Annotated in this window: 21 protein-coding genes; 6 read left to right on the top strand and 15 right to left on the bottom strand. The window is 73.1% G+C overall.

The features are described from left to right. Positions 1-34: 34 nt before the first annotated feature. A complete protein-coding gene (gene pdxH, locus OF819_RS23385; protein WP_267245610.1) occupies positions 35-667 on the bottom strand; it encodes a pyridoxamine 5'-phosphate oxidase in 633 nt (210 codons plus the stop codon). Positions 668-1,087: 420 nt separating this feature from the next. Here pdxH and OF819_RS23390 point away from each other — a divergent pair, with 420 nt between their 5' ends. Further along, positions 1,088-2,194, top strand: a complete 1,107-nt coding sequence (locus tag OF819_RS23390; RefSeq protein WP_267245585.1) for a citrate synthase 2 — start codon at positions 1,088-1,090, stop codon at positions 2,192-2,194. Positions 2,195-2,204: 10 nt separating this feature from the next. On the opposite strand, the gene OF819_RS23395 is transcribed toward OF819_RS23390, so the two are convergent. From OF819_RS23395 to OF819_RS23435, 9 genes are all read right to left on the bottom strand, one after another. Next, the gene (locus OF819_RS23395) at positions 2,205-2,810 is read right to left on the bottom strand and encodes a TetR/AcrR family transcriptional regulator (RefSeq protein WP_267245586.1); all 606 of its coding nucleotides are present in this window, start codon (positions 2,808-2,810) and stop codon (positions 2,205-2,207) included. Then, positions 2,798-3,598, bottom strand: coding sequence for an enoyl-CoA hydratase family protein (locus OF819_RS23400; protein WP_267245587.1), 801 nt, complete (start codon positions 3,596-3,598; stop codon positions 2,798-2,800). Before OF819_RS23400 ends, OF819_RS23395 begins: the two co-directional genes overlap by 13 nt. After that, complete coding sequence (locus OF819_RS23405) at positions 3,595-5,211, bottom strand: 4-coumarate--CoA ligase family protein (RefSeq protein WP_267245588.1); 1,617 nt, start codon at positions 5,209-5,211, stop codon at positions 3,595-3,597. Before OF819_RS23405 ends, OF819_RS23400 begins: the two co-directional genes overlap by 4 nt. A gap of 98 nt (positions 5,212-5,309) precedes the next feature. Beyond that, positions 5,310-6,458 carry an acyl-CoA dehydrogenase family protein gene (locus tag OF819_RS23410; RefSeq protein ID WP_267245589.1) on the bottom strand — a complete coding sequence of 383 codons (1,149 nt, stop codon included), beginning with the start codon at positions 6,456-6,458 and terminating at the stop codon, positions 5,310-5,312. After that, positions 6,455-8,668 (bottom strand): biotin carboxylase N-terminal domain-containing protein, encoded by a 2,214-nt coding sequence (locus OF819_RS23415; RefSeq protein WP_323748959.1) that lies wholly within the window; start codon positions 8,666-8,668, stop codon positions 6,455-6,457. The genes OF819_RS23410 and OF819_RS23415 overlap by 4 nt, the downstream gene beginning before the upstream one ends. A 12-nt stretch (positions 8,669-8,680) precedes the next feature. Further along, positions 8,681-10,324 (bottom strand): acyl-CoA carboxylase subunit beta, encoded by a 1,644-nt coding sequence (locus tag OF819_RS23420; protein WP_323748960.1) that lies wholly within the window; start codon positions 10,322-10,324, stop codon positions 8,681-8,683. After that, positions 10,321-12,201, bottom strand: a complete 1,881-nt coding sequence (locus OF819_RS23425; RefSeq protein WP_267245590.1) for an acyclic terpene utilization AtuA family protein — start codon at positions 12,199-12,201, stop codon at positions 10,321-10,323. Before OF819_RS23425 ends, OF819_RS23420 begins: the two co-directional genes overlap by 4 nt. Then, entirely contained in the window at positions 12,198-13,007 is an 810-nt protein-coding gene (locus OF819_RS23430) for a TIGR03084 family metal-binding protein (protein WP_267245591.1), read from the bottom strand. The genes OF819_RS23425 and OF819_RS23430 overlap by 4 nt, the downstream gene beginning before the upstream one ends. Before the next feature lie 116 nt (positions 13,008-13,123). After that, positions 13,124-13,993: an EamA family transporter gene (locus tag OF819_RS23435; protein ID WP_267245613.1), complete on the bottom strand. Its 870-nt coding sequence runs from the start codon at positions 13,991-13,993 to the stop codon at positions 13,124-13,126. Positions 13,994-14,086: 93 nt separating this feature from the next. On the opposite strand from OF819_RS23435, the gene OF819_RS23440 reads away from it, so the two are divergent. Continuing rightward, positions 14,087-14,983, top strand: coding sequence for a LysR family transcriptional regulator (locus tag OF819_RS23440; protein WP_267245592.1), 897 nt, complete (start codon positions 14,087-14,089; stop codon positions 14,981-14,983). A 4-nt stretch (positions 14,984-14,987) separates the two neighbouring features. Here the strand turns inward: OF819_RS23440 and OF819_RS23445 are convergent, their stop codons facing one another. The 3 genes from OF819_RS23445 to OF819_RS23455 all read right to left on the bottom strand — a co-directional run bounded on the left by OF819_RS23445 (position 14,988) and on the right by OF819_RS23455 (position 16,941). Next, the gene (locus tag OF819_RS23445; RefSeq protein ID WP_267245593.1) at positions 14,988-15,356 is read right to left on the bottom strand and encodes a DUF6415 family natural product biosynthesis protein; all 369 of its coding nucleotides are present in this window, start codon (positions 15,354-15,356) and stop codon (positions 14,988-14,990) included. Beyond that, positions 15,353-15,613 (bottom strand): hypothetical protein, encoded by a 261-nt coding sequence (locus OF819_RS23450; RefSeq protein WP_267245594.1) that lies wholly within the window; start codon positions 15,611-15,613, stop codon positions 15,353-15,355. The genes OF819_RS23445 and OF819_RS23450 overlap by 4 nt, the downstream gene beginning before the upstream one ends. A gap of 95 nt (positions 15,614-15,708) precedes the next feature. Next, positions 15,709-16,941 carry a helix-turn-helix domain-containing protein gene (locus OF819_RS23455; RefSeq protein WP_267245595.1) on the bottom strand — a complete coding sequence of 411 codons (1,233 nt, stop codon included), beginning with the start codon at positions 16,939-16,941 and terminating at the stop codon, positions 15,709-15,711. 110 nt (positions 16,942-17,051) lie between these two features. On the opposite strand from OF819_RS23455, the gene OF819_RS23460 reads away from it, so the two are divergent. Genes OF819_RS23460 through tgmC form a run of 3 tightly spaced genes read left to right on the top strand, consistent with a single transcriptional unit; the run spans position 17,052 to position 18,950 of the window. Then, positions 17,052-17,546, top strand: coding sequence for an NUDIX domain-containing protein (locus tag OF819_RS23460; protein ID WP_267245596.1), 495 nt, complete (start codon positions 17,052-17,054; stop codon positions 17,544-17,546). Positions 17,547-17,572: 26 nt separating this feature from the next. After that, positions 17,573-17,836 (top strand): hypothetical protein, encoded by a 264-nt coding sequence (locus OF819_RS23465; RefSeq protein WP_416370607.1) that lies wholly within the window; start codon positions 17,573-17,575, stop codon positions 17,834-17,836. Next, positions 17,829-18,950, top strand: coding sequence for an ATP-grasp peptide maturase system methyltransferase (gene tgmC, locus OF819_RS23470; RefSeq protein ID WP_267245597.1), 1,122 nt, complete (start codon positions 17,829-17,831; stop codon positions 18,948-18,950). The genes OF819_RS23465 and tgmC overlap by 8 nt, the downstream gene beginning before the upstream one ends. Positions 18,951-19,051: 101 nt before the next feature. On the opposite strand, the gene OF819_RS23475 is transcribed toward tgmC, so the two are convergent. Further along, on the bottom strand, positions 19,052-19,498 hold the full coding sequence (locus OF819_RS23475) for a hypothetical protein (protein WP_267245598.1): 447 nt from the start codon (positions 19,496-19,498) through the stop codon (positions 19,052-19,054). Between the two features lie 104 nt (positions 19,499-19,602). Continuing rightward, entirely contained in the window at positions 19,603-22,494 is a 2,892-nt protein-coding gene (locus OF819_RS23480; RefSeq protein ID WP_267245599.1) for an FAD-binding and (Fe-S)-binding domain-containing protein, read from the bottom strand. A 271-nt stretch (positions 22,495-22,765) separates the two neighbouring features. Between OF819_RS23480 and OF819_RS23485 the strand changes: the two genes are divergently transcribed. Then, positions 22,766-23,350 (top strand): GTP-binding protein, encoded by a 585-nt coding sequence (locus tag OF819_RS23485; protein WP_267245600.1) that lies wholly within the window; start codon positions 22,766-22,768, stop codon positions 23,348-23,350. Positions 23,351-23,470: the final 120 nt, after the last annotated feature.

Genomic DNA, 23,470 nt, shown 5'->3' on the forward strand with positions numbered 1-23,470 from the left:
ACGTCCTCCTGCGTGCGGCACACGGGAAGCCCCGTCAGGGCGACAGGCGCTCCAGCCGCCAGCCCCCAACCGCCGTCTCGTCGCGTACGTACCGCAGCCGGTCGTGCAGCCGGTTCTCGCTGCCCTGCCAGAACTCGACCGTGTCCGGGGCGACGCGGAAGCCGCCCCAGTGCGGGGGCACCGGGACCTGTTCGCCTTCGGGGTAGCGGGCGGCGAGCTGCTCGTAGCGGGTGATCAGCTCCTCGCGGGAGGCGATGACCGCGGACTGCTCGCTGGCCCACGCGCCGAGCTGCGAGCCGTGCGGCCGGGTGCGGAAGTACGCGGCGGTCTCGGCGCGGCCGACGCGTGACGCCTCCCCCGTGACGATCACCTGGCGGGCCAGCGGATGCCAGGGGAAGAGCAGACAGACGGAGGCGTTGGCGTCGATGTCGCGGCCCTTGCGGGAGCCGTAGTTGGTGAAGAAGCTGAAACCCCGGTCGTCGAAGTGCTTGAGCAGCACGATGCGCGAGGAGGGCCGGCCGTCGGCGGAGACGGTGGAGACGACCATGGCGTTCGGCTCGTGCAGCGCGGCGGCCGCGGCCTCGGCGAACCAGTGCGCGAACTGCTCCATCGGCGTGGCGGCGAGGTCGCTCTCGTACAGCGGCGTGGAGCGGTACTGCTCCCGCATGACAGACGGGTCGGGGACGACGGTCCCGGCGATGACGGGCGACGCGGTGTGCCGGGCAGGGGCGGGCTGGTGATCGGTCACGGGCTCATCCTGCCGCAGCGCCCGAGCGGGCACTCCCTATGGCTCCCGAGCGGGTACGCAGTGCCATCGGCCGAGGGGTGACGGGCCCGCGGCCCCCGCGACGCCCCGCGACGACGGGGGAGTCTGCCCGGCACGGAGTGTCACTAATCCTCTCTCGCTGAAATGGGGCAGTGTGCCGGATGTCACGCTTCCCCGCACCAGCCGGACCAGCCAAAATCTTGGCTCGGGTCACTGTGGCCCCCTCACAGCTTCCGGACGGCCCGCTGACGACCCGCCGTACCGGACACCGCCGGGGCGACCAACCCGCCTGAAGTCGCAGCCACCCTGAGGAGCCGCCTGATGTCCGACTTCGTACCTGGACTCGAGGGAGTCGTCGCGTTCGAAACGGAGATCGCAGAACCCGACAAGGAGGGCGGCGCGCTCCGCTACCGAGGCGTCGACATCGAGGACCTGGTCGGCCAGGTGTCCTTCGGCAACGTCTGGGGTCTGCTGGTCGACGGCGCGTTCAACCCCGGTCTGCCGCCCGCCGAGCCCTTCCCCATCCCCGTGCACTCCGGCGACATCCGCGTCGACGTGCAGTCCGCGCTGGCCATGCTCGCCCCGGTGTGGGGGCTGAAACCGCTCCTCGACATCGACGAGGCGCAGGCCCGCGACGATCTGGCGCGCGCCGCCGTGATGGCGCTGTCGTACGTCGCCCAGTCCGCACGCGGCCAGGGGCTGCCGATGGTCCCGCAGCGGGAGATCGACAAGGCCCAGTCGGTCGTCGAGCGCTTTATGATCCGCTGGCGCGGCGAGCCGGACCCCAAGCACGTCAAGGCCGTGGACGCGTACTGGACCTCCGCCGCCGAGCACGGCATGAACGCCTCCACCTTCACCGCCCGCGTCATCGCCTCCACCGGCGCGGATGTGGCGGCCGCGCTCTCCGGGGCCGTCGGCGCGATGTCGGGTCCGCTGCACGGCGGCGCGCCCTCCCGCGTCCTCGGCATGATCGAGGAGATCGAGCGCACCGGCGACGCCGCCGCCTATGTCAAGCAGGCCCTGGACAAGGGCGAGCGGCTGATGGGCTTCGGCCACCGCGTCTACCGCGCCGAGGACCCGCGCGCCCGGGTGCTGCGCCGCACCGCCAAGGAGCTGGGCGCGCCGCGCTACGAGGTCGCCGAGGCGCTGGAGAAGGCCGCGCTGGAGGAGCTGCACAACCGCCGCCCGGACCGGGTCCTGGCGACGAATGTGGAGTTCTGGGCGGCGATCACGCTGGACTTCGCCGAGGTCCCGGCGCATATGTTCACGTCGATGTTCACCTGCGCCCGCACGGCGGGCTGGTCGGCGCACATCCTGGAGCAGAAGCGCACGGGCCGGCTGGTGCGGCCGTCGGCGCGGTATGTGGGGCCGGGCTCGCGCAGCCCGCGCGAGATCGCCGGCTACGACGACATCGTCGGCATCAGCTGATTCAGCTCAGTCAGCGGCCCAGCTGGGCGTCGACCAGCGCCGCCCACTGGGCCACCACCCGGCCGCGGCGTGCGCTGTCGTCGGTGAGCAGGGTGGCGAGCCCCAGCCCGCGCGCCATGTCGAGCAGCCCCTGCACGGTCTCGCGCACACCGGGCCGGGACTCGTCCGCGCCCAGCAGCTCCACCGCGATGCGGTGCGTCTCGCGGCCGACCTTCGCCTCCAGCTCCGTCACGCGCGGGCGGAGCTGGTCCTCGTTCGAGGCGGCTGCCCACAGGTGCAGGGCGGCCCGGAACAGCGGGCCGGTGTAGAGGTCGACGATCGCGGCGACGATCTCCTTGCGGTCCTCGCCCGCGAGGCAGGCGAGGGCGCTGGAGCGCTGCTCGGCGACGTATTCGACGGCCGCCGTGAACAGGTCCTCGCGGGTGGGGAAGTGGTGCTGGGCCGCGCCGCGGGAGACCCCGGCGCGTTCGGCGACGACGAGGACCGTGGAGCCTGCCCAGCCGTGTTCGGCGAGGCAGGCCACGGCGGCTTCCAGCAGCCGCTGCCGGGTGGCGCGGCTGCGGTCCTGCTTCGGCGCGTTCTCGGCGCCTTTGTGCGCGGTTGCTACAACACCCATGCGGGGTCCCGTCGTTCCAGCAAGGCCGTCATGCCCTCGCGCGCCTCGGGCGAGGCGAACAGCGAGGCCGAGCGCTGTACGAGATCCTCCGCGTCGCGCTCGAAGGTCTCCAGCACCCTAGCCGCGAGCAGCTGCTTCGCCGCGGCCAGGCCCTGCGGGGACGCCCTGCGCAGCCCGTCGAGGAGCGGGGCGAGCACACGATCGACGCCGGAGCCGGAGACAGAGCCGGAGACAGAGCCTGAACCGGCATCGGCATCGGCGTCACCGCCGGCGTCCTCGGAGGCGACGGTGAGCAGCCCGGTGCGGACGGCCTCCGCCGCGCCGAACCGCTCCCCGGTCAGGTAGTAGCGTTCGGCGGCCCGCGGGTCCATGCGCGGCAGCAGCGGCAGCGAGATCACCGCGGGCGCGACCCCCAGCCGCACCTCCGTGAACGCGAAGTCGGAGCCCGCGCTCGCCGCCGCCAGGTCGCAGGCCCCGACCAGGCCGATGCCTCCGGCCCGTACCCGCCCGTCGATCCGCGCCACCACCGGTTTGGGCAGGGTGACGAGCTGCCGCAGCAGCGCGACGAACGTGTACGGGTTGGGCGGGGCCTTCAGATCCGCGCCCGCGCTGAAGACGGTCCCGGTGTGGGTGAGCACCACGGCCCGTACGGTCTCGTCCCGCGCGCAGTCGCCGAGGGCCTGCGCCAGCTCGTCGACGAGCCGCGCCGACAGGGCGTTGCGGTTCGCGGGCGAGTCAAGCGTCAGGGTGGCGATGCCGCGTTCCCGGCCGCGGAGCACCAGCGTCATACGGTCTTCCTCTCGCGATCGCTCGCGCGATCCCTCTCGCGCAGCTCCCGTCGCAGGATCTTTCCCGAGGCGGCGCGCGGCACGCCGTCGATGAACTCCACCCGGCGGATCTTCTTGTACGGGGCGACGCGTGCGGCGACGTACGCCGTCACCTCGCCGGCGGTGAGGTCCGCGGCGGCCCGCTGCCGTACGACGTACGCCTTGGGGATCTCGTTTCCGTCGGCGTCCGGCACGCCGATCACCGCGGCGTCCGCGATGCCCTCGTGGGTGAGCAGCAGGGCCTCCAGTTCGGCGGGGGCGACTTGGTAGCCCTTGTACTTGATCAGTTCCTTGACGCGGTCGACGACGAAGAGCCAGCCGTCGCCCTCGACGCGCCCGACGTCGCCGGTGTGCACCCACCCCTCCTCGTCGATCATCGCGGCGGTGGCGTCGGGACGGCCGAGGTAGCCCTTCATCACCTGCGGCCCGCGGATCGCTATCTCGCCCTCCTGCCCGGCGTCGGCGTCCTTGCCGGAGCCGTCGAGGGCGAGGAGCCGCATCTCGGTGCCGGGGAGCAGCCGCCCCACGGCGCCGGGCGGCGGGTTCTGCGCGTCCAGCGGCACCACATGGGTGCCGGGGGACAGCTCCGTCATGCCGTACGCCTGCAGGACGGGCGGCAGTCCGAGGCGCTTCGAGCACGCCTGGGCGAGGTGCGCGTCGAGCGGGGCGGCGGCGCTGACGATGTACTGAAGACAGGACAGGTCGTAGTCGGCGACGGCCGGATGCTTGGCGAGCGCCAGCACGATCGGCGGGGCGACGTACAGGCCGTTGATGCGGTGCTTCTCGATCGCGGCGAGGAAGGTCTCCAGCTCGAAGCGCGGCAGCACGACGACGGTCGCGCCATGCCGCAGGGGCGCGTTCATCAAGGCGGTCAGGCCGTAGATGTGGAAGAAGGGAAGCACGGCCAGGATGCGGTCGCCGGGCCCCATCGGGATGGCCGGGGCGAGCTGGGCGAGGTTGGTGGCGATGGAGCGGTGGGTGAGCATCACCCCCTTGGGGACCCCGGTGGTGCCGGAGGAGTACGGCAGGGCCGCCACGTCCTCGGCGGGGTCGATGGCGACCTCCGGCTCGGGCGCGGTCGAGGCGAGCATGTCGAGCACGCTGACATATCTGCTATGTCCGTCATGTCCGTCCACGGTGTCGCAGACGTAGATCTCCGCGATGCCTCCGGCGAGTTCCGCGGCGCGGCGGGCGTTGTCGAGCAGCGGGGAGACGGTGACGATCCAGCGGGCGGAGGAGTCGCTCAGCTGCTTGGCGAACTCCTCCGGCGTGGCGAGCGGATGGACGGTGGTGACGGACGCCCCGGCGCGGGCCGCGCCGTAGAAGACAGCCGGGTAGGCAATCGTGTTGGGGCTGTGCAGCGCCAGCACATCGCCTTTGCGCAGTCCGGCGGCGGCGAGTGCGGCCGCGATGCGGCGGTGGAAGCGGTCGAGCTGGGCGTAGGTGACGGTCTGGCCGTTCACGCCGTCGACGAGGGCGACGGCGTCGCCGAACTCCGCGGCGCGGCCGAGCACGGCCTGGTGGATCGGCTCGTCGACGGCCGGGACTGCTGCGTACGGACTGCGGAACACCATGGCGACCCCTTGGTCTGTGAGGGCGGTGCTTGTCGGTGAGGGCAGTGCGGGCGGTGACAGTGCGACGGTGACAGTGCGGACGGCCAGGATGTCGTGCGTCAGTACGACTTGGGGAGACCCAGGGTCTGATGGGACACGTAGTTGAGGATCATCTCCCGGCTGACGGGCGCGATGCGGGAGACGCGTGCGGCGGTGACGAGGGAGGCGAGGCCGTACTCGCGGGTGAGGCCGTTGCCGCCGAGAGTGTGCACGGCCTGGTCCACGGCCTTCACACAGGCCTCGCCCGCCGCGTACTTGGCCATATTCGCGGCCTCGCCCGCCGCGATGTCGTCGCCCGCGTCGTAGAGGGCGGCGGCCTTCTGCATCATCAGCCGGGCGAGTTCCAGCTCGATATGCGCCTGGGCGAGGGGGTGGGCGATGGCCTGGTGCGCGCCGATGGGGGTCTGCCAGACCTGCCGCTCGCGTGCGTACGCGATGGCCTGGTCCAGCGCGTACCGGCCCATGCCGACGGCGAACGCGGCGGTCATGATGCGCTCCGGGTTGAGCCCGGCGAACAGCTGGAGCAGCCCCGCGTCCTCCTCGCCCACAAGAGCGTCCGCGGGCAGTCGGACATCGTCGAGGACCAGCTCGAACTGCTTCTCATGGGCGTGCAGTTCCATGTCGATGCGCGAGCGGGTGAAGCCGGGGGCGTCGCGCGGGACGATGAACAGGCACGGCTTGAGCTTCCCGGTGCGGGCGTCCTCGGTGCGGCCGACGACGAGGGTGGCGTCGGCGATGTCCACGCCGGATATGAACACCTTGCGCCCGGTGAGAATCCAGCCGCCGTCTGCGCGGCCGTCTGCGTCGCGGCGCGCGGTGGTGGTGATGCGGTGGGAGTTCGACCCGGCGTCGGGCTCGGTGATGCCGAACGCCATCGTGCGGGAGCCGTCCGCGAGGCCGGGGAGCCAGGCGCGGCGCTGGTCCTCGGTGCCGAAGCGGGCGATGACGGTGCCGCAGATGGCAGGCGAGACGATCATCATCAGCAGCGGGCAGCCCGCGGCCCCCAGCTCCTCCAGGACGATGGACAGCTCGGCGATGCCGCCGCCTCCGCCGCCGTGCTCCTCCGGGAGGTTGACGCCGAGGTAGCCGAGTTTGGCGGCCTCCTGCCAGAGGGCTTCGGGGTCGCAGCCGCGGCCGTGGCGGCGGCCGAGGGCGGCGACGGCGGTGCGGAGTGCGGTGTGCTCTTCCGTTTCCAGGATCAGGTTCACGATGGTTCGTCCTCCTGTGCGTGGTCCCGTACTTCGTCCCGTATCTCGTCCCGTACTTCATCGACGACGGCGAGAAGCTCACCGACCTCGACCTGACGGCCGGGGACGGCGTGGAGTGCGGTGAGCGTGCCGGAGGCGGGAGCGTCGATGCGGTGCTCCATCTTCATGGCCTCCAGCCAGACGAGCGGCTGCCCGGCCCGTACGTGCGCCCCGGCCTTGAGCCCCTCGCCGACGCGCACGACGGTGCCGGGCATGGGGGCGAGCAGCGAGCCGGGTTCGGTGCGGGCCTGGGCGTCGGGGAAGCGGGGGCGGACGGGGAGGGTGTGGCTGCCGACGCCAACCGAGTCGACGTACACCCGCTCCGGCGCACCGTCGTACACGCTGACGTCGTACCGCCGGACGACCCCGTCGACCTCCAGCCGTACGGTCTCGGGCGTCACCCCCGCGACGCGCACACGCGGTTCGTCCACGAGCCGGTACCCGCCGTCACGGGTGCGGTGATACCGGACCGTGTACTCGCCGTACGTCTTCGCCTGCGGCTGCGACGGCAGATTCCGCCACGCCCCCGGGCCCGCGCCGCCCCGCCGCGCCGCGTCCGCGAGCGCGGCGGCGATCGCCGCATGCCGCTCCCCCTCCGCGGACGCGGTGAGCTCCTCCAGGTTCCGCTCGTAGAACCGGGTGTCCATCCGCCCCTCGCGGAACTCCGCATGCTCCAGCGACCGTACGAGCACCTCCCGGTTGGTCACCGGCCCATGCACCCGCCCCCGCCGCAGCACATCCGCCAGCCGCCGCACGGCCTCCTCCCGTGTGGCCCCCCACGCGATCACCTTCGCCACCATGGCGTCGTAGTGCACCCCGACGACGTCCCCCGCGGCATATCCGGCGTCCACCCGCACCCAGGGAAGCGCCTCGGGGGTGCTCGTGCTGGCCGGGGTGCCGCGCGCCGAGGCAGCGACGTCCGCGTCCCCGCCTGTGCCGGCAACCGAACCGCCAACCGAGCCTGCCAGGGCAGCGGGGCGGCCCGAGGTGCTGCCCCTGTTCCGTGCTGGGCTCGCCCAGGCGGCGGAGCCGCCGAGGGCGTTGGCGGCGGAGCCGCCAGGGGGGTTGGGGGCGGAGCCGCCAACAGATGAGGGCGGGTGGGTGGGGAAGCACAGCGCGTGCAGCGCGCCAGACGTCGGGGTCCAGCCCCGCCCCGCGTCCTCCGCGTACAGCCGCGCCTCCACCGCGTGGCCGTACGCGGCCGGCGGAGCCTCCGCCAGGGCCGCGCCCTCCGCGAGGCGGAGCTGGAGGGCGACGAGGTCGAGCCCGTACACCGCCTCCGTCACCGGGTGCTCCACCTGGAGCCGCGTGTTCATCTCCAGGAAGTGCGCCCGGCCCTCGGGCGAGACGAGGAACTCGACCGTCCCCACCCCCCGGTACCCCACCGCCCGCGCCACCCGCACCGCCGTCCCGCACACCTCGGCGGCCAGCCCCTCCGGCAACCCCGGCGCCGGGGCCTCCTCGATGACCTTCTGGTGGCGGCGCTGGAGGGAGCAGTCCCGCGTGCCCAGCGCCCACACCGTCCCGTACGCGTCCGCGACGATCTGCACCTCGACATGCCGCCCCCGTTCGGCATACGGCTCGACGAACACCTCGCCGTCGCCGAACGCCGACTCCGCCTCCGCCCGGGCCGCGGCCAGTTCCCCGCCCAGCAGGGACAGTTCGCGGACGATCCGCATGCCCCGGCCGCCGCCGCCCGCCGCCGCCTTCACCAGCACCGGCAGATCGTCCTCGGTCAGCGAGGCCGGGTCCAGGGGCGCGAGCCCCAGCAGCTGCTTCGCCCGCGTCTTCGAGGCCATCGCCTCGATCGCGGCCGGCGGCGGCCCGATCCACACCAGCCCGGCGTCCTCGACCGCCCGCGCGAAATCCGCGTTCTCGGACAGGAACCCGTACCCCGGATGCACCGCGTCCGCGCCCGCCGCCAGCGCCGCCTCGACAATCAGATCGCCCCGCAGATACGTCTCCGAGGGCGCGGCCCCCGGCAGCCGTACCGCCGTATCCGCTTCCCGCACATGCAGCGCCGCCGCGTCCGCGTCCGAGAACACGGCGACCGTGCCGACGCCCAGCTCCCGGCAGGTGCGGAAAACCCGGCAGGCGATCTCCCCGCGGTTCGCGACCAGTACAGAGCCCAGTGCAGGGCCCAGCGCGGAGCCCAGCGCAGAACGAATCACCGTCACTCCCCCTCACATCCGGAAGACGCCGAAGCCGCCCCGCGCACCCTCCACCGGCGCGGTGTGGATCGCCGACAGGCACAGCCCCAGCACGGTCCGCGTATCACGCGGGTCGATCACCCCGTCGTCGTACAGCCGCCCGGACAGGAACATCGGCAGCGACTCGGACTCGATCTGCTGCTCCACCATCTGGCGGAGTGCCGCGTCCGCCTCCGCAGCTTTGTCGTCAAACGGCTGCCCCTTGGCAGCCGCCGACTGGCGCGCCACGATCGACAGCACGCCCGCGAGCTGCTGCGGTCCCATCACCGCGGACTTGGCGCTCGGCCAGGCGAACAGAAAACGGGGATCGTAGGCGCGTCCGCACATGCCGTAGTGCCCGGCCCCGTATGACGCGCCCAGCAGCACGCTCAGATGCGGCACGCGCGAGTTCGACACCGCGTTGATCATCATCGCGCCGTGTTTGACGATCCCGCCCTGCTCGTACTCCTTGCCGACCATGTAGCCGGTGGTGTTGTGCAGAAAGAGCAGCGGCACATCGCGCTGGTTGGCGAGCTGGATGAACTGCGCCGCCTTCTGCGACTCCTCGCTGAACAGCACGCCCTGCGCATTGGCGAGCACCCCGAGGGGATACCCGGCGAGCCGCGCCCATCCCGTCACCAGGCTCGGCCCGTACAGGGGCTTGAACTCGTCGAAGACCGAACCGTACGAAGCGCCGGCGCCGTCAGCGCCGTCAGCACCGTCAGCGCCATCGACGATCCGCGCGATCACCTCGCGCGGGTCGAACGGGGTGCGCAGATCGCCGGGCACGATCCCGAGCAGCTCCTCGGGGTCGCACCGCGGCGGCACGACGGGGTGCGGCGGCTCCGGGTGCGCCTTGCGCCAGTTGAGCCGGGCGACCACACGCCGGGCCTGCCGCAGCGCGCCGGGCTCGTCGAGGGCGAAGTAGTCCGCGAGTCCGGAGGTGCGGGCGTGCATCTGCGCGCCGCCCAGCGACTCGTCGTCGCTCTCCTCGCCGGTCGCCATCTTCACCAGCGGCGGCCCGCCGAGGAAGACCTTCGACCGCTCCTTGACCATGATGACGTGGTCGGACATGCCAGGGACGTACGCTCCTCCGGCCGTGGAGTTGCCGAAGACGACGGCGATCGTCGGTATCCCGGCCGCGGAGAGCCGGGTGAGATCCCGGAAGAGCGCCCCACCGGGGATGAAGATCTCCTTCTGGGACGGCAGATCCGCCCCGCCCGACTCGACGAGCGAGATGCACGGCAGCCGGTTGGCGAAGGCGATCTCGTTGGCGCGCAGGGCCTTTTTCAGGGTCCAGGGGTTGGACGCGCCGCCCCGCACGGTCGGGTCGTTGGCGGTGATCACGCACTCGACGCCCTCGACGACGCCGATGCCGGTGACCATGGACGCGCCGACCGGGTAGTCGCTGCCCCAGGCGGCGAGCGGGGACAGTTCGAGGAAGGGCGTGTCCGGGTCGAGGAGCAGCTCGACGCGTTCGCGGGCGAGCAGTTTGCCGCGGTCGCGGTGGCGGGCGCGGTACTTCTCGCCGCCGCCCGCGAGCGCTTTGGCGTGCTCGGCTTCGAGGTCGGCGAGCTTGGCGAGCATGGCCTCGCGGTTGGCGGCGTACTCCGCGCCTCTGACGTCTATGGCCGTCACAGCAGCACCTCCGGTATGTCGACGTACCGCGAACGCAGCCACTCACCCAGCGCCTTGGCCTGCGGGTCGAAGCGCGCCTGCGCGGCGACGCCTTCGCCGAGGATGCCCTCGACGACGAAGTTGAGGGCGCGCAGATTGGGCAGCACATGGCGTACGACGGTGAGTCCCGCGGTCTCCGGGAGCAGCGCGCGGAAGCGGTCCTCGGTCAGCTCGTGCGCCAGCCAGCGCCAGGCGGCGTCGGAGCGCGCCCACACCCCGACGTTGGCGTCGCCGCCCTTGTCGCCGCTGCGTGCGCCCGCGACGAGGCCGAGGGGCGCGGCCCGGCACGGGCCCGGCGGCAGCGGGTCGGGCAGTGCAACGGGCGGCAGCGGGCCGGGCAGTGCGGCGGGCGGCAACGCCACGGGCAGCGGCGGGCCCGACGGCCAGACGGACGGCAGCGGGCCGGGCAGCGCGACGGGCGGCGGCGGGCCGGGCAGCGGCGATCCGGACGGCCCAGCGGGCAGCGGCGATCCGGACGGCCCGGCGGGCGGGCGCACGGGGGCGGCCGGCTCCGTGCGGACGGGAGGCGGCACGGTCACCCGCTCCCCGTCGGGCAGCACCGCCGTATGCGTGACCTCGCCCGCGTCGACATACCGCGCCTCGAAGACGCCGTACGGCGCGCCCTTGCCGGGCGGGGCGGTGACATGGAAGCCGGGGTAGCTGGCGAGCGCCAGCTCGACGGCCGCGCCGCTGACGGCCCTGCCCACCTTCTCCGGGTCGCCGTCGCGGACGACGAGCCGCAGATAGGCGCTGGCGCGCTCCTGGGTGTCGCCGTTCTCCCGTTCGGTGCGGGCGAGTTCCCAGTGCACATGCGCGGGCCGCTGTCGGCCGCCGTCCGCGGCGAAGGCGTCTTCGAGCTGGTCGCGCACCAGTTGGGCCTTGGCCTCGATGTCGAGGCCGGTGAGGACGAACACGACCTCGTTGCGCCAGCCCCCGATGCGGTTGAGGCCGACCTTGAGGGTGGGGGGCGGGGCCTCGCCGCGTACGCCGGAGATCCGCACCCGGTCCGGCCCGTCCGGCTCCAGCCGTACGGTGTCGAGGCGGGCGGTGACGTCCGGGCCGGCGTAGCGCGCGCCTCCGGTCTCGTACAGCAGCTGGGCGGTGACGGTGCCGACGTCGACGAGACCGCCGGTGCCGGGGTGCTTGGTGATGACACAGGAGCCGTCGGCGTGCAGCTCGGCGAGGGGGAAGCCGGGGCGGCGCAGGGCGCGGGCGTCGTGTCCGGCGAAGAAGGCGTAGTTGCCGCCGGTGGCCTGGGTGCCGCACTCCAGGACATGGCCCGCGACGACGGCCCCGGCCAGGGCGTCGTACTCCTCGGGCCCCCAGCCGAAGTGCGCGGCGGCCGGGCCTGTGACCAGGGCCGCGTCCGTGACCCGGCCGGTGACGACGATGTCCGCCCCGGCGCGCAGACACGCGGCGATCCCGGCCCCGCCCAGATAGGCGTTGGCGGTGAGCACACCCGCGCCCCAGCGGCCGCGCGCCAGCAGGTCGTCGCCTTCGACATGGGCGACGCGGGCGGGGACGCCGAGGCGCTCGGCGAGGCCGCGCACGGCGTCGGCGAGTCCGGCGGGGTTCAGCCCGCCCGCGTTGGCGACGATCCGCACCCCGCGGTCGAGGGCGAGGCCGAGGCACTGCTCAAGCTGGCGGAGAAAGGTCTTGGCGTAGCCGAGGCGGGGGTCCTTGAGCCGGTCCCGGCCGAGGATGAGCATGGTCAGCTCGGCGAGGTAGTCCCCGGTGAGGACGTCCAGCTCGCCGCCGTCGAGCATCTCGCGCATGGCGTCGAAGCGGTCGCCGTAGAAGCCGGAGGCGTTGCCGATCCGGAGGACGGGGTCCGTCATATGGACCCCTTCGGCGGGCGGCCGGGGCCCGCCGGGCCCGCGAAGGCCTGGGCGATGTCCAGCCAGCGGTCGGCGTCCGGGCCTTCGGCGCGCAGGGCGAGGTCGGCGCGGTGGGAGCGCTGGGTGACGAGGAGGCAGAAGTCGACGGCGGGGCCGGTCACGCGCTGGGGCGCGTCCTCGGGGCCGTACTCCCACACCTCCGTACCGTCCGGGGCGGTCAGCTCGACGCGGAAGGCGTCCGCGGGCGGGGTCAGCCCCCGCGCCCCGTACGCATAGTCGCGCGTCCGGACGCCGATGCGGGCCACATGCCGCAGCCGCGCGGTCGGGGTGCGTACGGCTCCGAGAGCGTCGGCGATGTCCTGGCCGTGCGCCCAGGTCTCCATCAGCCGGGCGCTCGCCATGGAGGCGACGCCCATGGGCGGGCCGTACCAGGGCAGCCGGGCGTCCGGCGGGGCCGCGCGCAGGGCGTGCTGGAGTCGTTCGCGCCCCTCTCGCCAGCGGGCGAGGAGTTCGCCGGGCGGCGCGGCGGCCCCGGCCCGCGCGCCTTCGTCGACGAACGACTCGGGCGCGGCGAGGGCCTTTTCCACCTCGGCGGCGAAGGCGTGGGGGTCGGTGGCGGCGAGCAGCGCGGCGGCGTCGGTCCAGGCCAGGTGGGCGATCTGGTGGGCGACCGTCCAGCCGGGGGCGGGCGTGGCGGCGCGCCAGCGCTCGGGGCTCAGCTCCGCTGCCAGCCGGTCGAGCTCACGGCTCTCCTGCCGCAGATCGTCGAGGACGGCGACGGCGAGACCAGGCGCGGGGGGAAACACCAGGCGCGGCGGGCACGGCGGCGGGATCGGACACGAGGCGCTCCCTCGGGCACGGCGTCAGTGCCCCGGAGCATGGCAGCGCCGCGAAAAACAAGCAAGCATGCTTGCTTTGATTTCTAGCCCTTTCCGGCCACCTGTGTCCGCACCGCCCCCATGCTCGCCGCGATGACCAGCGCGATCGCCAGCGCATCGGTGAGCGACAGGGCTTGATGCAGCACCAGGAATCCGGCTCCGGCGGCTATCGCCGGCTCAAGGCTCATCAGCACGGCGAAGGTGGAGGCCGGCAGCCGGCGCAGGGCGAGCAGTTCAAGCGTGTACGGCAGGACGGACGACAGCAGCGCGACCGCGAGGCCGAGACCGAGGATCGCGGGCGTGATCAGCGTCGTCCCGGCCTCGGCGACGCCCAGCGGCAGGGTGAGCAGCGCGGCGACGCCGATGGCCAGCGCCAGCCCGTCCGCCTGCGGGAAGCGGCGGCCGGTGCGGGCGCTGAAGACGATGTACGCGGCCCACATCGCGCCCGCGGCAAGCGCGAAGGCCGCGCCGACGGGGTCGAGGCGGTCGAAGCCGCCGCCGCTGAGCAGCAGCACGCCGCCCAGGGCGAGCCCCGCCCACACGAGGTTCACCCAGCGCCGGGAGACGATGACGGAGAGGGCGAGCGGGCCCAGCACCTCGAAGGTGACGGCCGCGCCGAGGGGGATGCGGTCGGCCGCCTGATAGAAGAGCGTGTTCATGGCGGCCATGGCCGCGCCGAAGGCGACGACCGTGCCCCAGTCGGCGCGCGAGTGCCCGCGCAGCCGGGGGCGGCAGACGGCGAGCATCACCAGGGCGGCGAGGCCGAGGCGCAGGGTGACGACGCCGAGGGCCCCGGCGCGCGGCATCAGCAGCACGGCGACGGCCGCCCCGAACTGCACGGACAGGGCGCCGGCGACGACAAGCGAGACGGGCCCGAGACACGGCCCGCCGCGCCGTGTCCCGGCCCGCTCCATGTGCTGGTGCGCCCGCGCGGGCTCGGCCGCGCTCCTCGTCGCTGTCTCGCTGTTCACCCGCCCTACCGTAGGGATTGCCGCGTCGGCAGTGAAATGTCTATTGGTCTGCGGTTATGCTCGGTAAACATGAGCATGGAGGTGCGTCATCTGCGGTGCTTCCTCGCCGTGGCGGAGGAGTCGAGCGTGACCCGCGCGGCGCACCGGCTCGGCATCACCCAGCCCGCGGTGTCCCGCACGCTGGCCGCGCTGGAACGGGCCCTGGGCGTACGGCTCGTGGACCGCTCCACCCACCATGTGGCCCTCACGGCGGAGGGCAGGGCCTTCCGTGACAAGGCGGCGGCCGCGGTGGCCGCGTTCGACGAGGCGCTCGACACGGGGCGGCTGCGCCGCTGGCCGCTGCGGCTCGGGCACGCCTGGTCGGCGCTCGGCCCGTACACCACGCCGCTGCTGCGCCGCTGGCAGCAGGAGCACCCGGAGACCCCGCTTGAGCTGCTCCGCATCGACGACATCACGGCGGGGCTGACGCGCGGCGAGGTGGACGCGGCGGTGCTGCGGGGCCCGGCGGACGTCCCCGGCCTGGTCACCGAGCTGCTCTTCACGGAGCCCCGCGTCGCGGCGCTCCCCTCCGATCACCCCCTGGCGGAGCGCCCGTCGCTCACGCTCACCGACCTCGCGGCGCTCCCTGTGATCCTCAACCCGGTCTCCGGCACGACGACCCTCGACCTGTGGCCGCCCTCCGCCCGCCCGGCCGCCGTGCTGACCGTCGCCAACACGGACGACTGGCTCACCGCGATCGCGGCGGGCCGCGGCGCGGGCGTCTCGGGCACCTCGACGGCGGCGCTCCACCCGTATCCGGGCGTCACCTACCGCCCGCTCCCGGACGCCCCCCACATCCCGGTCCTCCTGGCCCACCGCCAGGGCCCGGCCCACCCGGCGCTCCCCCAACTGTCCACCCTGGCCCACGAGGTGACGACGGACCGCCGTACCTAACGTTTCACGGCTCCCCTCTCTGGCCCTGCTCAAGCTGGGCCAGATGACCGGTGAGCGCGAGCACCGTACGGGCGAGCCGCTGGGCGTAGTCGACGGCCTCGGCGAGGCTGGCGCCGGTCAGCTGCTCGTCAAGCCGCCAGCGCGCCCGGGCGACGCCGCCCAGCGCGGCGGCCAGGGTGTCGTCGTTGCGCGGGTAGGCGGTGATCCGTTCGGTCACGACGGGGACGAGCCACATGAGGTGCCCGCGCAGCCGCAGCGTCAGCTCATGCAGCCCGTCGTACGCCGGCACATCGCCGGTGCAGGCCAGCAACCGCTCGGCGTCGGCCCGCATCCCCGTCGTACTGAGCATCGCCGGGCTGGCTGCGGGGTTCATGCGTCGCTCCTTGCGGTGTGCGGGTGGTTGCGGATCTCGACGTTGCAGTCCACGGCCTTCGACAGCCGGGACTGGTTCAGCAGACGGGACAGATGTGCGTACAGGTGCTCGGCCTCGATGCGAGTGAGGACGAGATCGGCTTGGCCTTGCGGCCTGTCGACGCACCACAAGTCCAGTGGTACGCGGATCTCTCCGGTGTCGGCATCGCCCGTGGGCGACATGTCCGGACGCCGTGAGGCATGCCAAGGTGTGGCCATCGGCCCTCCAGGTATCGGCGTTGACGGGCCGTCACCGTACGAGCAATACCACGTGGTAACGGGGACGGAGCGTCCCCGTTGCCCCCGGCGTCCCCCTACCCTGCTTCGCGCAGACCGATCCGCTCCGCCAGCCTCGCCGCCTCCGGGCGCAGCGCCCGAGGCACTTCCCGCCACAGATCGGCCACCGTCGTACGAGCGGACGGCGTGTACTCGACCGTCTCGGCCCCGATCTGGTGCGCGAGCTGCATCACATGCAGCGCGGCCGTGTGGTCGCCCCGTTGCAGATGCCCGCGGGCGACCTCCACCCACAGGCGCGCTCGCCGCTCCACCGAGGGCATCTCGTCCGGGTCGATGTCGTTCGCCGCGGAAAGCGCCTGGCGACTGGTCTTCAGATCGACCGCCACGCTGATCTCGTGGAAGTCGACGTTTGCCCGGCCGAACACGGTGGAGGGGTGAACGTACGAGGCGGGCAGGGACTTCGCGACCTGGTCGCCGGCGCCCCAGTAACGCCAAGCGTCTCCCGACCTGCCGTCGCGCGCTGCCGTGACGGCGGCGTGCAGCTGGAGCGCGCCATAGATGCCGCGCCAGTCATCCGGAGCGTCGTCGAGATGAGACCGGATCAGATCGGCGGCCTCCGTCACCACCCGAAGGGCTTCGTCCGGATACGCGGTCTCACGCAGGATGTTGCCCATGTTCCAGGCCGCAGCGGCGATCGCGGCCGGTTGGTCCGCATCCTGCGCGGCCGCCATGGCCCGGTCGGCAACCACCCAGGCCAGCTCCGCGGGGGCGATGTAGGCGGTGGCCTGCCCGGTGAGGCGGTAGACGTCCGAGACCGCGACAAGCGCGGCGCGGCGCTGGTCGCCGTCGAGTGCCCGTGTCGCGTTCTCGGTGTCCCGGATCAGCGCGGGCAGCAACTTGAGGACCTCGGTGCGATTGTGGCTTGAGGTGTGCCAGAGCCGCCACGTCTGGTCGACGCGCCCCCGCAGCCCGGCCACATCGGGCTGCGTTGCAGGCGCGTTGAGGGAGAGACGCCTGTTCATGACGGCATCCCAGATCGCGGGCATGGCCGGATGCTGAAGACGGCCTGTCGGCACCGTCTGGCCGACTCGTGTCGAGCCGGTCAGCACGGAGGCGTCGGAGAGCTGGAGCGCGGCGGCCAGACGCAGTACGAGGTGGTTGGCGCGCAGCTCCCGCTCGCCTGACTCGATCTTCTTGAGCCAGTCGGGGCCTCGGCCGCACATGCCGGCGAGCACGGCTCGGGACATGCCCCGGGATTCCCGGAGGAGTCGGATGCGTTCACCGGTGCTGAGACCGTCGGGGATGTCCATGGTGCCCCTTCTCCGTGTGCCGTTTCGGTCAGAGTAGGGGCGGGGCTGTGGTCCAGGGAATGAGGAACTGGCAGGGTTCGGCCCGCTGGCATCGTCGTCACGGAGTCCCGATGAGCAAACGCACCCGCCGCATCGACTACTGGCGCGACCCGGCCGCCCCCAAGCCGACCAGCCGCAAGACGTCGGCGTCCGTGTTCGTCCGCGACGACCGTGGGCGGCTGCTGCTGCTCAAGCGGGTGGACAACGATCTGTGGACCATCCCCACGGGCGGTGTCAAGAAGGGCGAGACCGTCGGGCAGGCGGGAGTTCGGGAGTGCCGCGAAGAGACCGGCCTGGAGGTCGAGATCACCGGACTCGTCGGGGTGTTCTCGACACCGGACCACGTCATCGCCTACTGGCACGGCGACAGGCTCGATGAAGTGCGTCAGCCCATCAACGTCTGCCTTCGCGCCCGCGTCGTCGGGGGCCGTATCGCACCCGACCCGTCGGAAGCGGCGGAAGTCCGCTGGCTGCCCCCGGCCGAACTGGACGGCTACCCGGTGCATCCGGCGCTTCGGGCGCGTATCGACCACGGTCTGGGCTCCGCGGAGCCGTACATCTCGTAAAGGCCGCACCCGGCAGCCGCCTTAGCTTGACTCTGTCGCGCGTTGGACGCACCGCCCGTACCCGGGCGGTCGCCTGCCCGGACGGGATACGCGGGGCGCTGGTGCGGTTCCTCGCCGCCTTCGGGCTGAACTTCGGCGCTTTCGACTTCGCCGTGACCGCGGACGGCGGATGGTGGTTTCTGGAGTGCAACCCCAATGGCCAATGGGCGTGGCTCGAAGAGGCGGCCGGACTTCCGATCACAACCGCAATCGCAGACCTGTTGGAGAACGGAGTGAGTCGGCATGAGTGACCCCCTGCCGTCGGAATGCCTGCGGGCCGACCTCGCGCGGCGTCTGTCCAAGACCGGTGCTTTGCGCAGCCCGGAATGGGAAGCGGCCGTCATGTCAGTGCCCCGCGAGGCGTTCCTCTCGCGCGGCTGGTTCGAGTACGAAGACGGCGGCTGGTACCGGCCCGCGGCCGGGGATTCCGCGGAAGGACTCGCGCGGATCTACGAAGACGACACCCTCGTGACGCAGGTGGCCGGGGGCGTCTTCCCCGACCAGGTCGAGGGGCGCATCGCCGCGGCCCCCTCGTCGTCGTCCACCCTGCCGAGTCTGGTGGTGCGGATGCTCGAAGACCTGCGGGCGACCGAGGGGACGCGCGTTCTTGAGATCGGCACGGGCACGGGCTACTCAACCGCGCTGCTCTGCCAGGTCGTCGGCGAGGACAACGTGACCACGGTGGAGGTCGACGCCGAGGTGTCCGCCCGTGCCGGGATCGCGCTCGCGGGCGCCGGGTACTGGCCCGCCCGCGTGGTCGGTGACGGCCTGGCGGGCTGCACGGAGGGCAGCCCGTATGACCGCGTGATCGCCACCTGCGGCGTGCACACCGTGCCAGCCGACTGGCTCGCGCAGACCCGGCCCGGAGGTGAGGTCCTGGTCACGGTCGGCGGATGGATGCACGCATCCGAACTCGTACGGCTCACGGTCGCCGACGACGGAACGGCCAGCGGCCCGGTCCTCGGCGGACAGGTCTCGTTCATGCTGGCCCGCCCCCACCTTCCGCCCCCGCTGGGCGTCCTGCCGAACCTCAGCGAGGGCGACGCGGTGCCCGCGGAGCTGGGCGCGGATGTGCTCGACGACTGGACCGCCCGGTTCGTCGCGCAGTTCGCCGCACCGCGCGCTCAGCGGCTCACGCTGGAACGGGACGGCCGGACGGAACACGTCGTGCTCGACGTGGGCGCGGAGGCGTGGGCGGTTGTCTTCCAAGACGGCGGACGGTGGATGGTCCGGCAGGGCGGCATGGCGCGCCTGTGGGACGAGATCACCGAGCGTGTAACGCAGTGGCAGACGGACGGGCGCCCACCTGCCGACCGTATGCGGCTGCACGTTGGCCCCGACGGGCAACGCCTCACCTGGGCGTGACCGCCAGCCACCCGGTGCATCCGGCGCTTCGGGCGCGCATCGATCACGGTCTGGGTTCGACGGAGCCGTATATCTCCTGAGGCCGTGCCGGCGCGGCCGCATCAGGACGTTCGGGCGTCACGCCACTCCTGGTCGGTGGACCAGGCGGTGAGGGTGGTGCCGTCGGTGAAGGCGTAGTACAGGCCGCACTTGGCGGTGGCCTTGTCGGCCACGTTCTTGGGGAACCAGTCCGTCTCGATCTCGGCGGCGGGGGCGAAGCCCTTCAGCGGCTTGCATTCGGCGGGGAGCGCCCCGTCGGCGAGGGTGGCGACGAGCAGTCGTTCGCCGCCAGTGGTCTTCATCGAGTACTTGACGGAGGTCGCGTCGTCCGGCAGCCAGCGCGGCACGGACGTCCGCGCGTTCTTGGCCTCGGCGCCGCTGGCGTAGGTGGATATCTCCTGGTGACGGTTGTCGTACCAGTCCACGGCGGCGGGTACGGCGAAGGCCGCGGCGACGCCCAGGACGGCGACGGCTCCGGCGGTGACGGCGAGGGCGGACTTGCGGTTCACGGCTTGTGCTCGCTTTCAGATGCTTTGTCGGTCGTGCGTATCTCCATCCTTTCCGCCGAATGCCCCCGCCGGCGTCCCTCGAGAGTGCCGACCGCACGTACCTCTCAGGTCTGACGCCCCTGAGACGCCCCCGGGGCCGCCCCCTCCGCCGGAGCCTCCGCCGGAGCCTCCGGCAGCGCCTCCGCCAGCACCTCCGCCAGGTGCCGCCCCCGCACGCCGCCCAGCTGCGCAAGCTGTGTGCGGCAGGAGAAGCCGTCGGCCAGGACGGCGGCCGAGGGGGACGCGGCCCGCACCGACGGCAGCAGCTGTTCCTCCGCGCAGGCCGCGGAGACCTCGAAGTGGCCGCGCTCGAAGCCGAAGTTGCCCGCGAGGCCGCAGCAGCCGCCGCTCAGCTCGCCCGTCAGTCCGGCCCGTTCCCGCAGGCGGCGCTCGGCCGCCTCGCCGAGGACCGCGTGCTGGTGGCAGTGGGTCTGGCCGACGACGGGGCGGTCGAGGCGCGGCGGGAACCAGTCGGGCGGGGCGCACTCCTCAAGGCCCTGGGCGAAGGTGCGGACCAGGGCCGCGAGGCGGCGTGCGCGGGGGTCGCCGGTCAGCAGTTCCGGGAGGTCCGTGGTGAGCGCCGCCGCGCAGCTCGGCTCCAGCACCACCACCGGCATGCCCAGATCGAGCAGCGGCTCCACTGTGTCCAGGGTGCGCCGCATGACCGTGCGCGCCCGGTGGAGCTGGCCGGTGGAGACATACGTCAGCCCGCAGCACACCCGCCCCGGGGGCAGCACGATCCCCACGCCCGCCGCCTCCATCACCCGTACCGCCGCGCGCCCCACCTCCGGCGAGAGGTGATCGGTGAAGGTGTCGGGCCACAGCACCGCCGTACGGCCTTCGGCGAGCACCGTCTCCCGGCCCTGCTGTCGTCTGCGCAGCCAGCGCCGGAAGGTCTCCCGCGCCAGCCGCGGCAGCTGCCGCTGCGGCGCGATCCCGCCGAGGCGTTTCACGACCGCCGCGAGCGGCGGTACGCCCGCCGCCGCGTTGACCGCGCCCGCCAGCGGCGCGGCCGCCCGCAGCCACTGAGGCAGCCGGCCCATCGCGTAGTGGGCGGCGGGCCGCGGCCGCCCCGCGTAGTGGTGGTGCAGGAACTCCGCCTTGTATGTGGCCATGTCCACGCCCACCGGGCAGTCGCTGCGGCAGCCCTTGCAGGACAGGCACAGATCGAGCGCCTGACGCACCTCCTCGGACCGCCAGCCGTCGGTCACCACCTCGCCCGCGAGCATCTCGTGCAGCAGGCGCGCGCGCCCGCGCGTGGAGTGCATCTCCTCGCCCGTCGCCCGGAACGACGGGCACATCACCTCAGGACCGCCGCCGGTGGCCGCGGCCCGGCATTTGGCGACCCCGACGCACCGCCGCACCGCCGCCGAGAAGTCCCCGCCGCCCGCGCCGTCCTCCGGATAGCCGAACTCGACGGCCACCCGCTCCCGCGGCAGCACCTCAAAGCGCAGATGCTCGTCCAGCCGGTCGGGCCGGGCCAGCATGCCGGGGTTGAGCCCGCCGTCCGGGTCCCACAGGTCCTTGAAGCGGCCGAAGAGCCCGACCAGTTCGGCCCCGTACATCTTCGGCAGCAGCTCGGCCCGCGCCTGACCGTCGCCGTGCTCCCCCGACAGCGATCCGCCGTGCGCGACGACCAGCTCCGCGATCTCCTCCGAGAAGGCCCGGAACCGCGCGACCCCGCCCGCGCTCAGCAGGTCGAAGTCGATGCGGACATGGATGCAGCCGTCGCCGAAGTGCCCGTACGGCGTGCCGCGCAGCCCATGCGCCGCCAGCAGCGCCCGGAAGTCCCGCAGATACGCGCCGAGCCGCGCGGGCGGCACCGCGCAGTCCTCCCAGCCGGGCCAGGCCTCGCCGCCGTCCGGGGTCCTGGTGGCCGTGCCGGACGCGTCCTCCCGTACGCGCCACAGCGCCCGCATCGCGGCCGGGTCGTCCACCACGGCGGTGTCCAGCGCGTCCGACGCCTTCGCCACGGCCTCCGCCCGCGCCCGCGCCCCGGCCGCCGTGTCCCCGCCGGTCTCGACGAACAGCCAGGCGCCGCCGCGCGGCAGCGATCGCACCCCCGGCACCAGATCCTCGGCCATCCCCTCGACGGTCAGCGGCCCCAGCGGCAGCAGCCCCGCCGCGGCCTCGGCCGCCGCGCTCTCGTCCGGGTAGCCCAGCACGGCGAGCGCCCGCGCGCGCGGCGCGTCCACCAGGCGCACGATGGCCTCGGTCACCACCCCCAGCGTGCCCTCGCTGCCGCAGAACGCCCGTGCGAGATCGACGCCCTTCTCCGGCAGCAGCGCGTTCAGCGCATAGCCGGAGATACAGCGCGGCAGGCCCTCGGGATACCCGGTCCGCAGCAGTGCCAGATTCCCCTCGACCAGCTCCCGCACCCCGCCGGGCCCGCCGCTGAAGCCCCGCGCGAGGCGGTGCGCGCCGCCCCCGTACGTCAGCACGTCCAGCCCGGCGACGTTGTCGGCCGTGGTGCCCCAGGCCACGGAGTGCGCGCCGCAGGAGTTGTTGCCGATCATCCCGCCGAGCGTGCAGCGGCTGTGCGTGGACGGGTCGGGGCCGAAGGTCAGCCCGTACGGGCGTGCCGCGTCCCGCAGTTCGTCAAGGACGAGACCCGGCTGCACCACCGCCGTACGCGCGTCCGGATCGATTCCCACGATCGAGTCCATATGGCGGGTGAAGTCCAGGACGACGCCGACGCCTGTGGCCTGTCCGGCGATGGAGGTGCCCGCGCCGCGCGGCACGACGGGGGTGGCGTGCGCACGGCACACCTCAAGCGCCGCGGCCACGTCGGCGGCATCGCGGGGGGCGACGACGCCGACCGGGACGCGCCGGTAGTTGGAGGCGTCCATCGTCGTCAGCGCGCGGGCGGCGGCGCTGAAGTCCACCAGGCCCCGGACGGCCCGCGTCAGCTCCTCCGCCAGCCCGTGCGCCGGGCCCAGTGCCTGCTGTTGCGTCATGTGTCCCAGCATGCCCACGTGCGGAGCGTCACACCGGGAGGCGATGCCGACCCTGCCGAGAACCGCCTCCGGCGGCCCGCAACCCCTTTATATTGACCCCCACTTCGTGCGGCGACGCACGGCACCGCAATACGGCACCGCAAACCGCAATACGGCACCACCGCACCACCGCACCACTGTCACGGCTGTACACCACGGCCCCGCTACACACCCCGTCTACGCCCCGTCACCCCGGAAGGCCAGACCCGATGACCGGCACCGACGAGCAGCGATGACCCGCGTCGCGACGCCTCAGCCCCGCGCGCCCCATGCCCTGAAAATCGTCGTCGCGGGCGGTTTCGGGGTGGGCAAGACGACGATGGTGCGCTCCGTCAGCGAGATCCGCCCGCTGCACACGGAAGAGCGTATGAGCAGGGCGGCGAGAATCCGGCGGAAGATCGCGACCACCGTCGCGCTCGACTTCGGCCGGATCACCCTGGACGGCGGCTCGGACGCCGTCGGGGGCGGCCACACGGTCCTGCATCTCTTCGGCGTACCCGGGCAGGAACGCTTCTGGTTCCTGTGGGACCGCATCTTCAGCGGCACGATCGGCGCGGTGGTCCTGGTGGACACCCGGTGTCTGGCCGACGCCTGGCCCGCGATCGACCGGCTGGAGCATCTGGGGATGCCGTTCATCGTGGCCGTCAATGACTTCGGCGGGCCCTTCGAGGGCGAGGAGAGCATCCGCGCGGGGCTGGGGCTCGGGGACGATGTGCCGATGGTGGAGTTCGACGCGCGCGACCACTCGTCGAGCAAGTTCGTGCTGATCGCGCTGGTGGACCATCTGCGGAAGCTGTCGGGCCGCCGTACGACATGACGGCTCGGGCGTGTGCGCGGCTCCGGGCCGTGCGCGGCCGCGGAGCGTGCGCGGCCGCCGAGCGTGCGCGGCTCCAAGGGGCGCCCCGACCGCGCGTACGCGTTCAGCTGCGCGTACGTA

The sequence above is a fragment of the Streptomyces sp. PR69 genome (assembly GCF_026420845.1).
GTDB lineage: Bacteria > Actinomycetota > Actinomycetes > Streptomycetales > Streptomycetaceae > Streptomyces.

What these genes read in the sequence shown, in the direction of transcription:
- pdxH (WP_267245610.1), bottom strand. Translation starts at nt 667, where the DNA reads ATGCGGGAGCAGTACCGCTCCACGCCGCTGTACGAGAGCGACCTCGCC.
- OF819_RS23395 (WP_267245586.1), bottom strand. Translation starts at nt 2,810, where the DNA reads ATGGGTGTTGTAGCAACCGCGCACAAAGGCGCCGAGAACGCGCCGAAG.
- OF819_RS23450 (WP_267245594.1), bottom strand. Translation starts at nt 15,613, where the DNA reads ATGGCCACACCTTGGCATGCCTCACGGCGTCCGGACATGTCGCCCACG.
- OF819_RS23400 (WP_267245587.1), bottom strand. Translation starts at nt 3,598, where the DNA reads ATGACGCTGGTGCTCCGCGGCCGGGAACGCGGCATCGCCACCCTGACG.
- OF819_RS23440 (WP_267245592.1), top strand. Translation starts at nt 14,087, where the DNA reads ATGTCTATTGGTCTGCGGTTATGCTCGGTAAACATGAGCATGGAGGTG.
- OF819_RS23485 (WP_267245600.1), top strand. Translation starts at nt 22,766, where the DNA reads ATGACCCGCGTCGCGACGCCTCAGCCCCGCGCGCCCCATGCCCTGAAA.
- OF819_RS23480 (WP_267245599.1), bottom strand. Translation starts at nt 22,494, where the DNA reads ATGACGCAACAGCAGGCACTGGGCCCGGCGCACGGGCTGGCGGAGGAG.
- OF819_RS23455 (WP_267245595.1), bottom strand. Translation starts at nt 16,941, where the DNA reads ATGGACATCCCCGACGGTCTCAGCACCGGTGAACGCATCCGACTCCTC.
- OF819_RS23390 (WP_267245585.1), top strand. Translation starts at nt 1,088, where the DNA reads ATGTCCGACTTCGTACCTGGACTCGAGGGAGTCGTCGCGTTCGAAACG.
- OF819_RS23445 (WP_267245593.1), bottom strand. Translation starts at nt 15,356, where the DNA reads ATGAACCCCGCAGCCAGCCCGGCGATGCTCAGTACGACGGGGATGCGG.
- OF819_RS23460 (WP_267245596.1), top strand. Translation starts at nt 17,052, where the DNA reads ATGAGCAAACGCACCCGCCGCATCGACTACTGGCGCGACCCGGCCGCC.
- OF819_RS23405 (WP_267245588.1), bottom strand. Translation starts at nt 5,211, where the DNA reads ATGGTGTTCCGCAGTCCGTACGCAGCAGTCCCGGCCGTCGACGAGCCG.
- tgmC (WP_267245597.1), top strand. Translation starts at nt 17,829, where the DNA reads ATGAGTGACCCCCTGCCGTCGGAATGCCTGCGGGCCGACCTCGCGCGG.
- OF819_RS23435 (WP_267245613.1), bottom strand. Translation starts at nt 13,993, where the DNA reads ATGGAGCGGGCCGGGACACGGCGCGGCGGGCCGTGTCTCGGGCCCGTC.
- OF819_RS23425 (WP_267245590.1), bottom strand. Translation starts at nt 12,201, where the DNA reads ATGACGGACCCCGTCCTCCGGATCGGCAACGCCTCCGGCTTCTACGGC.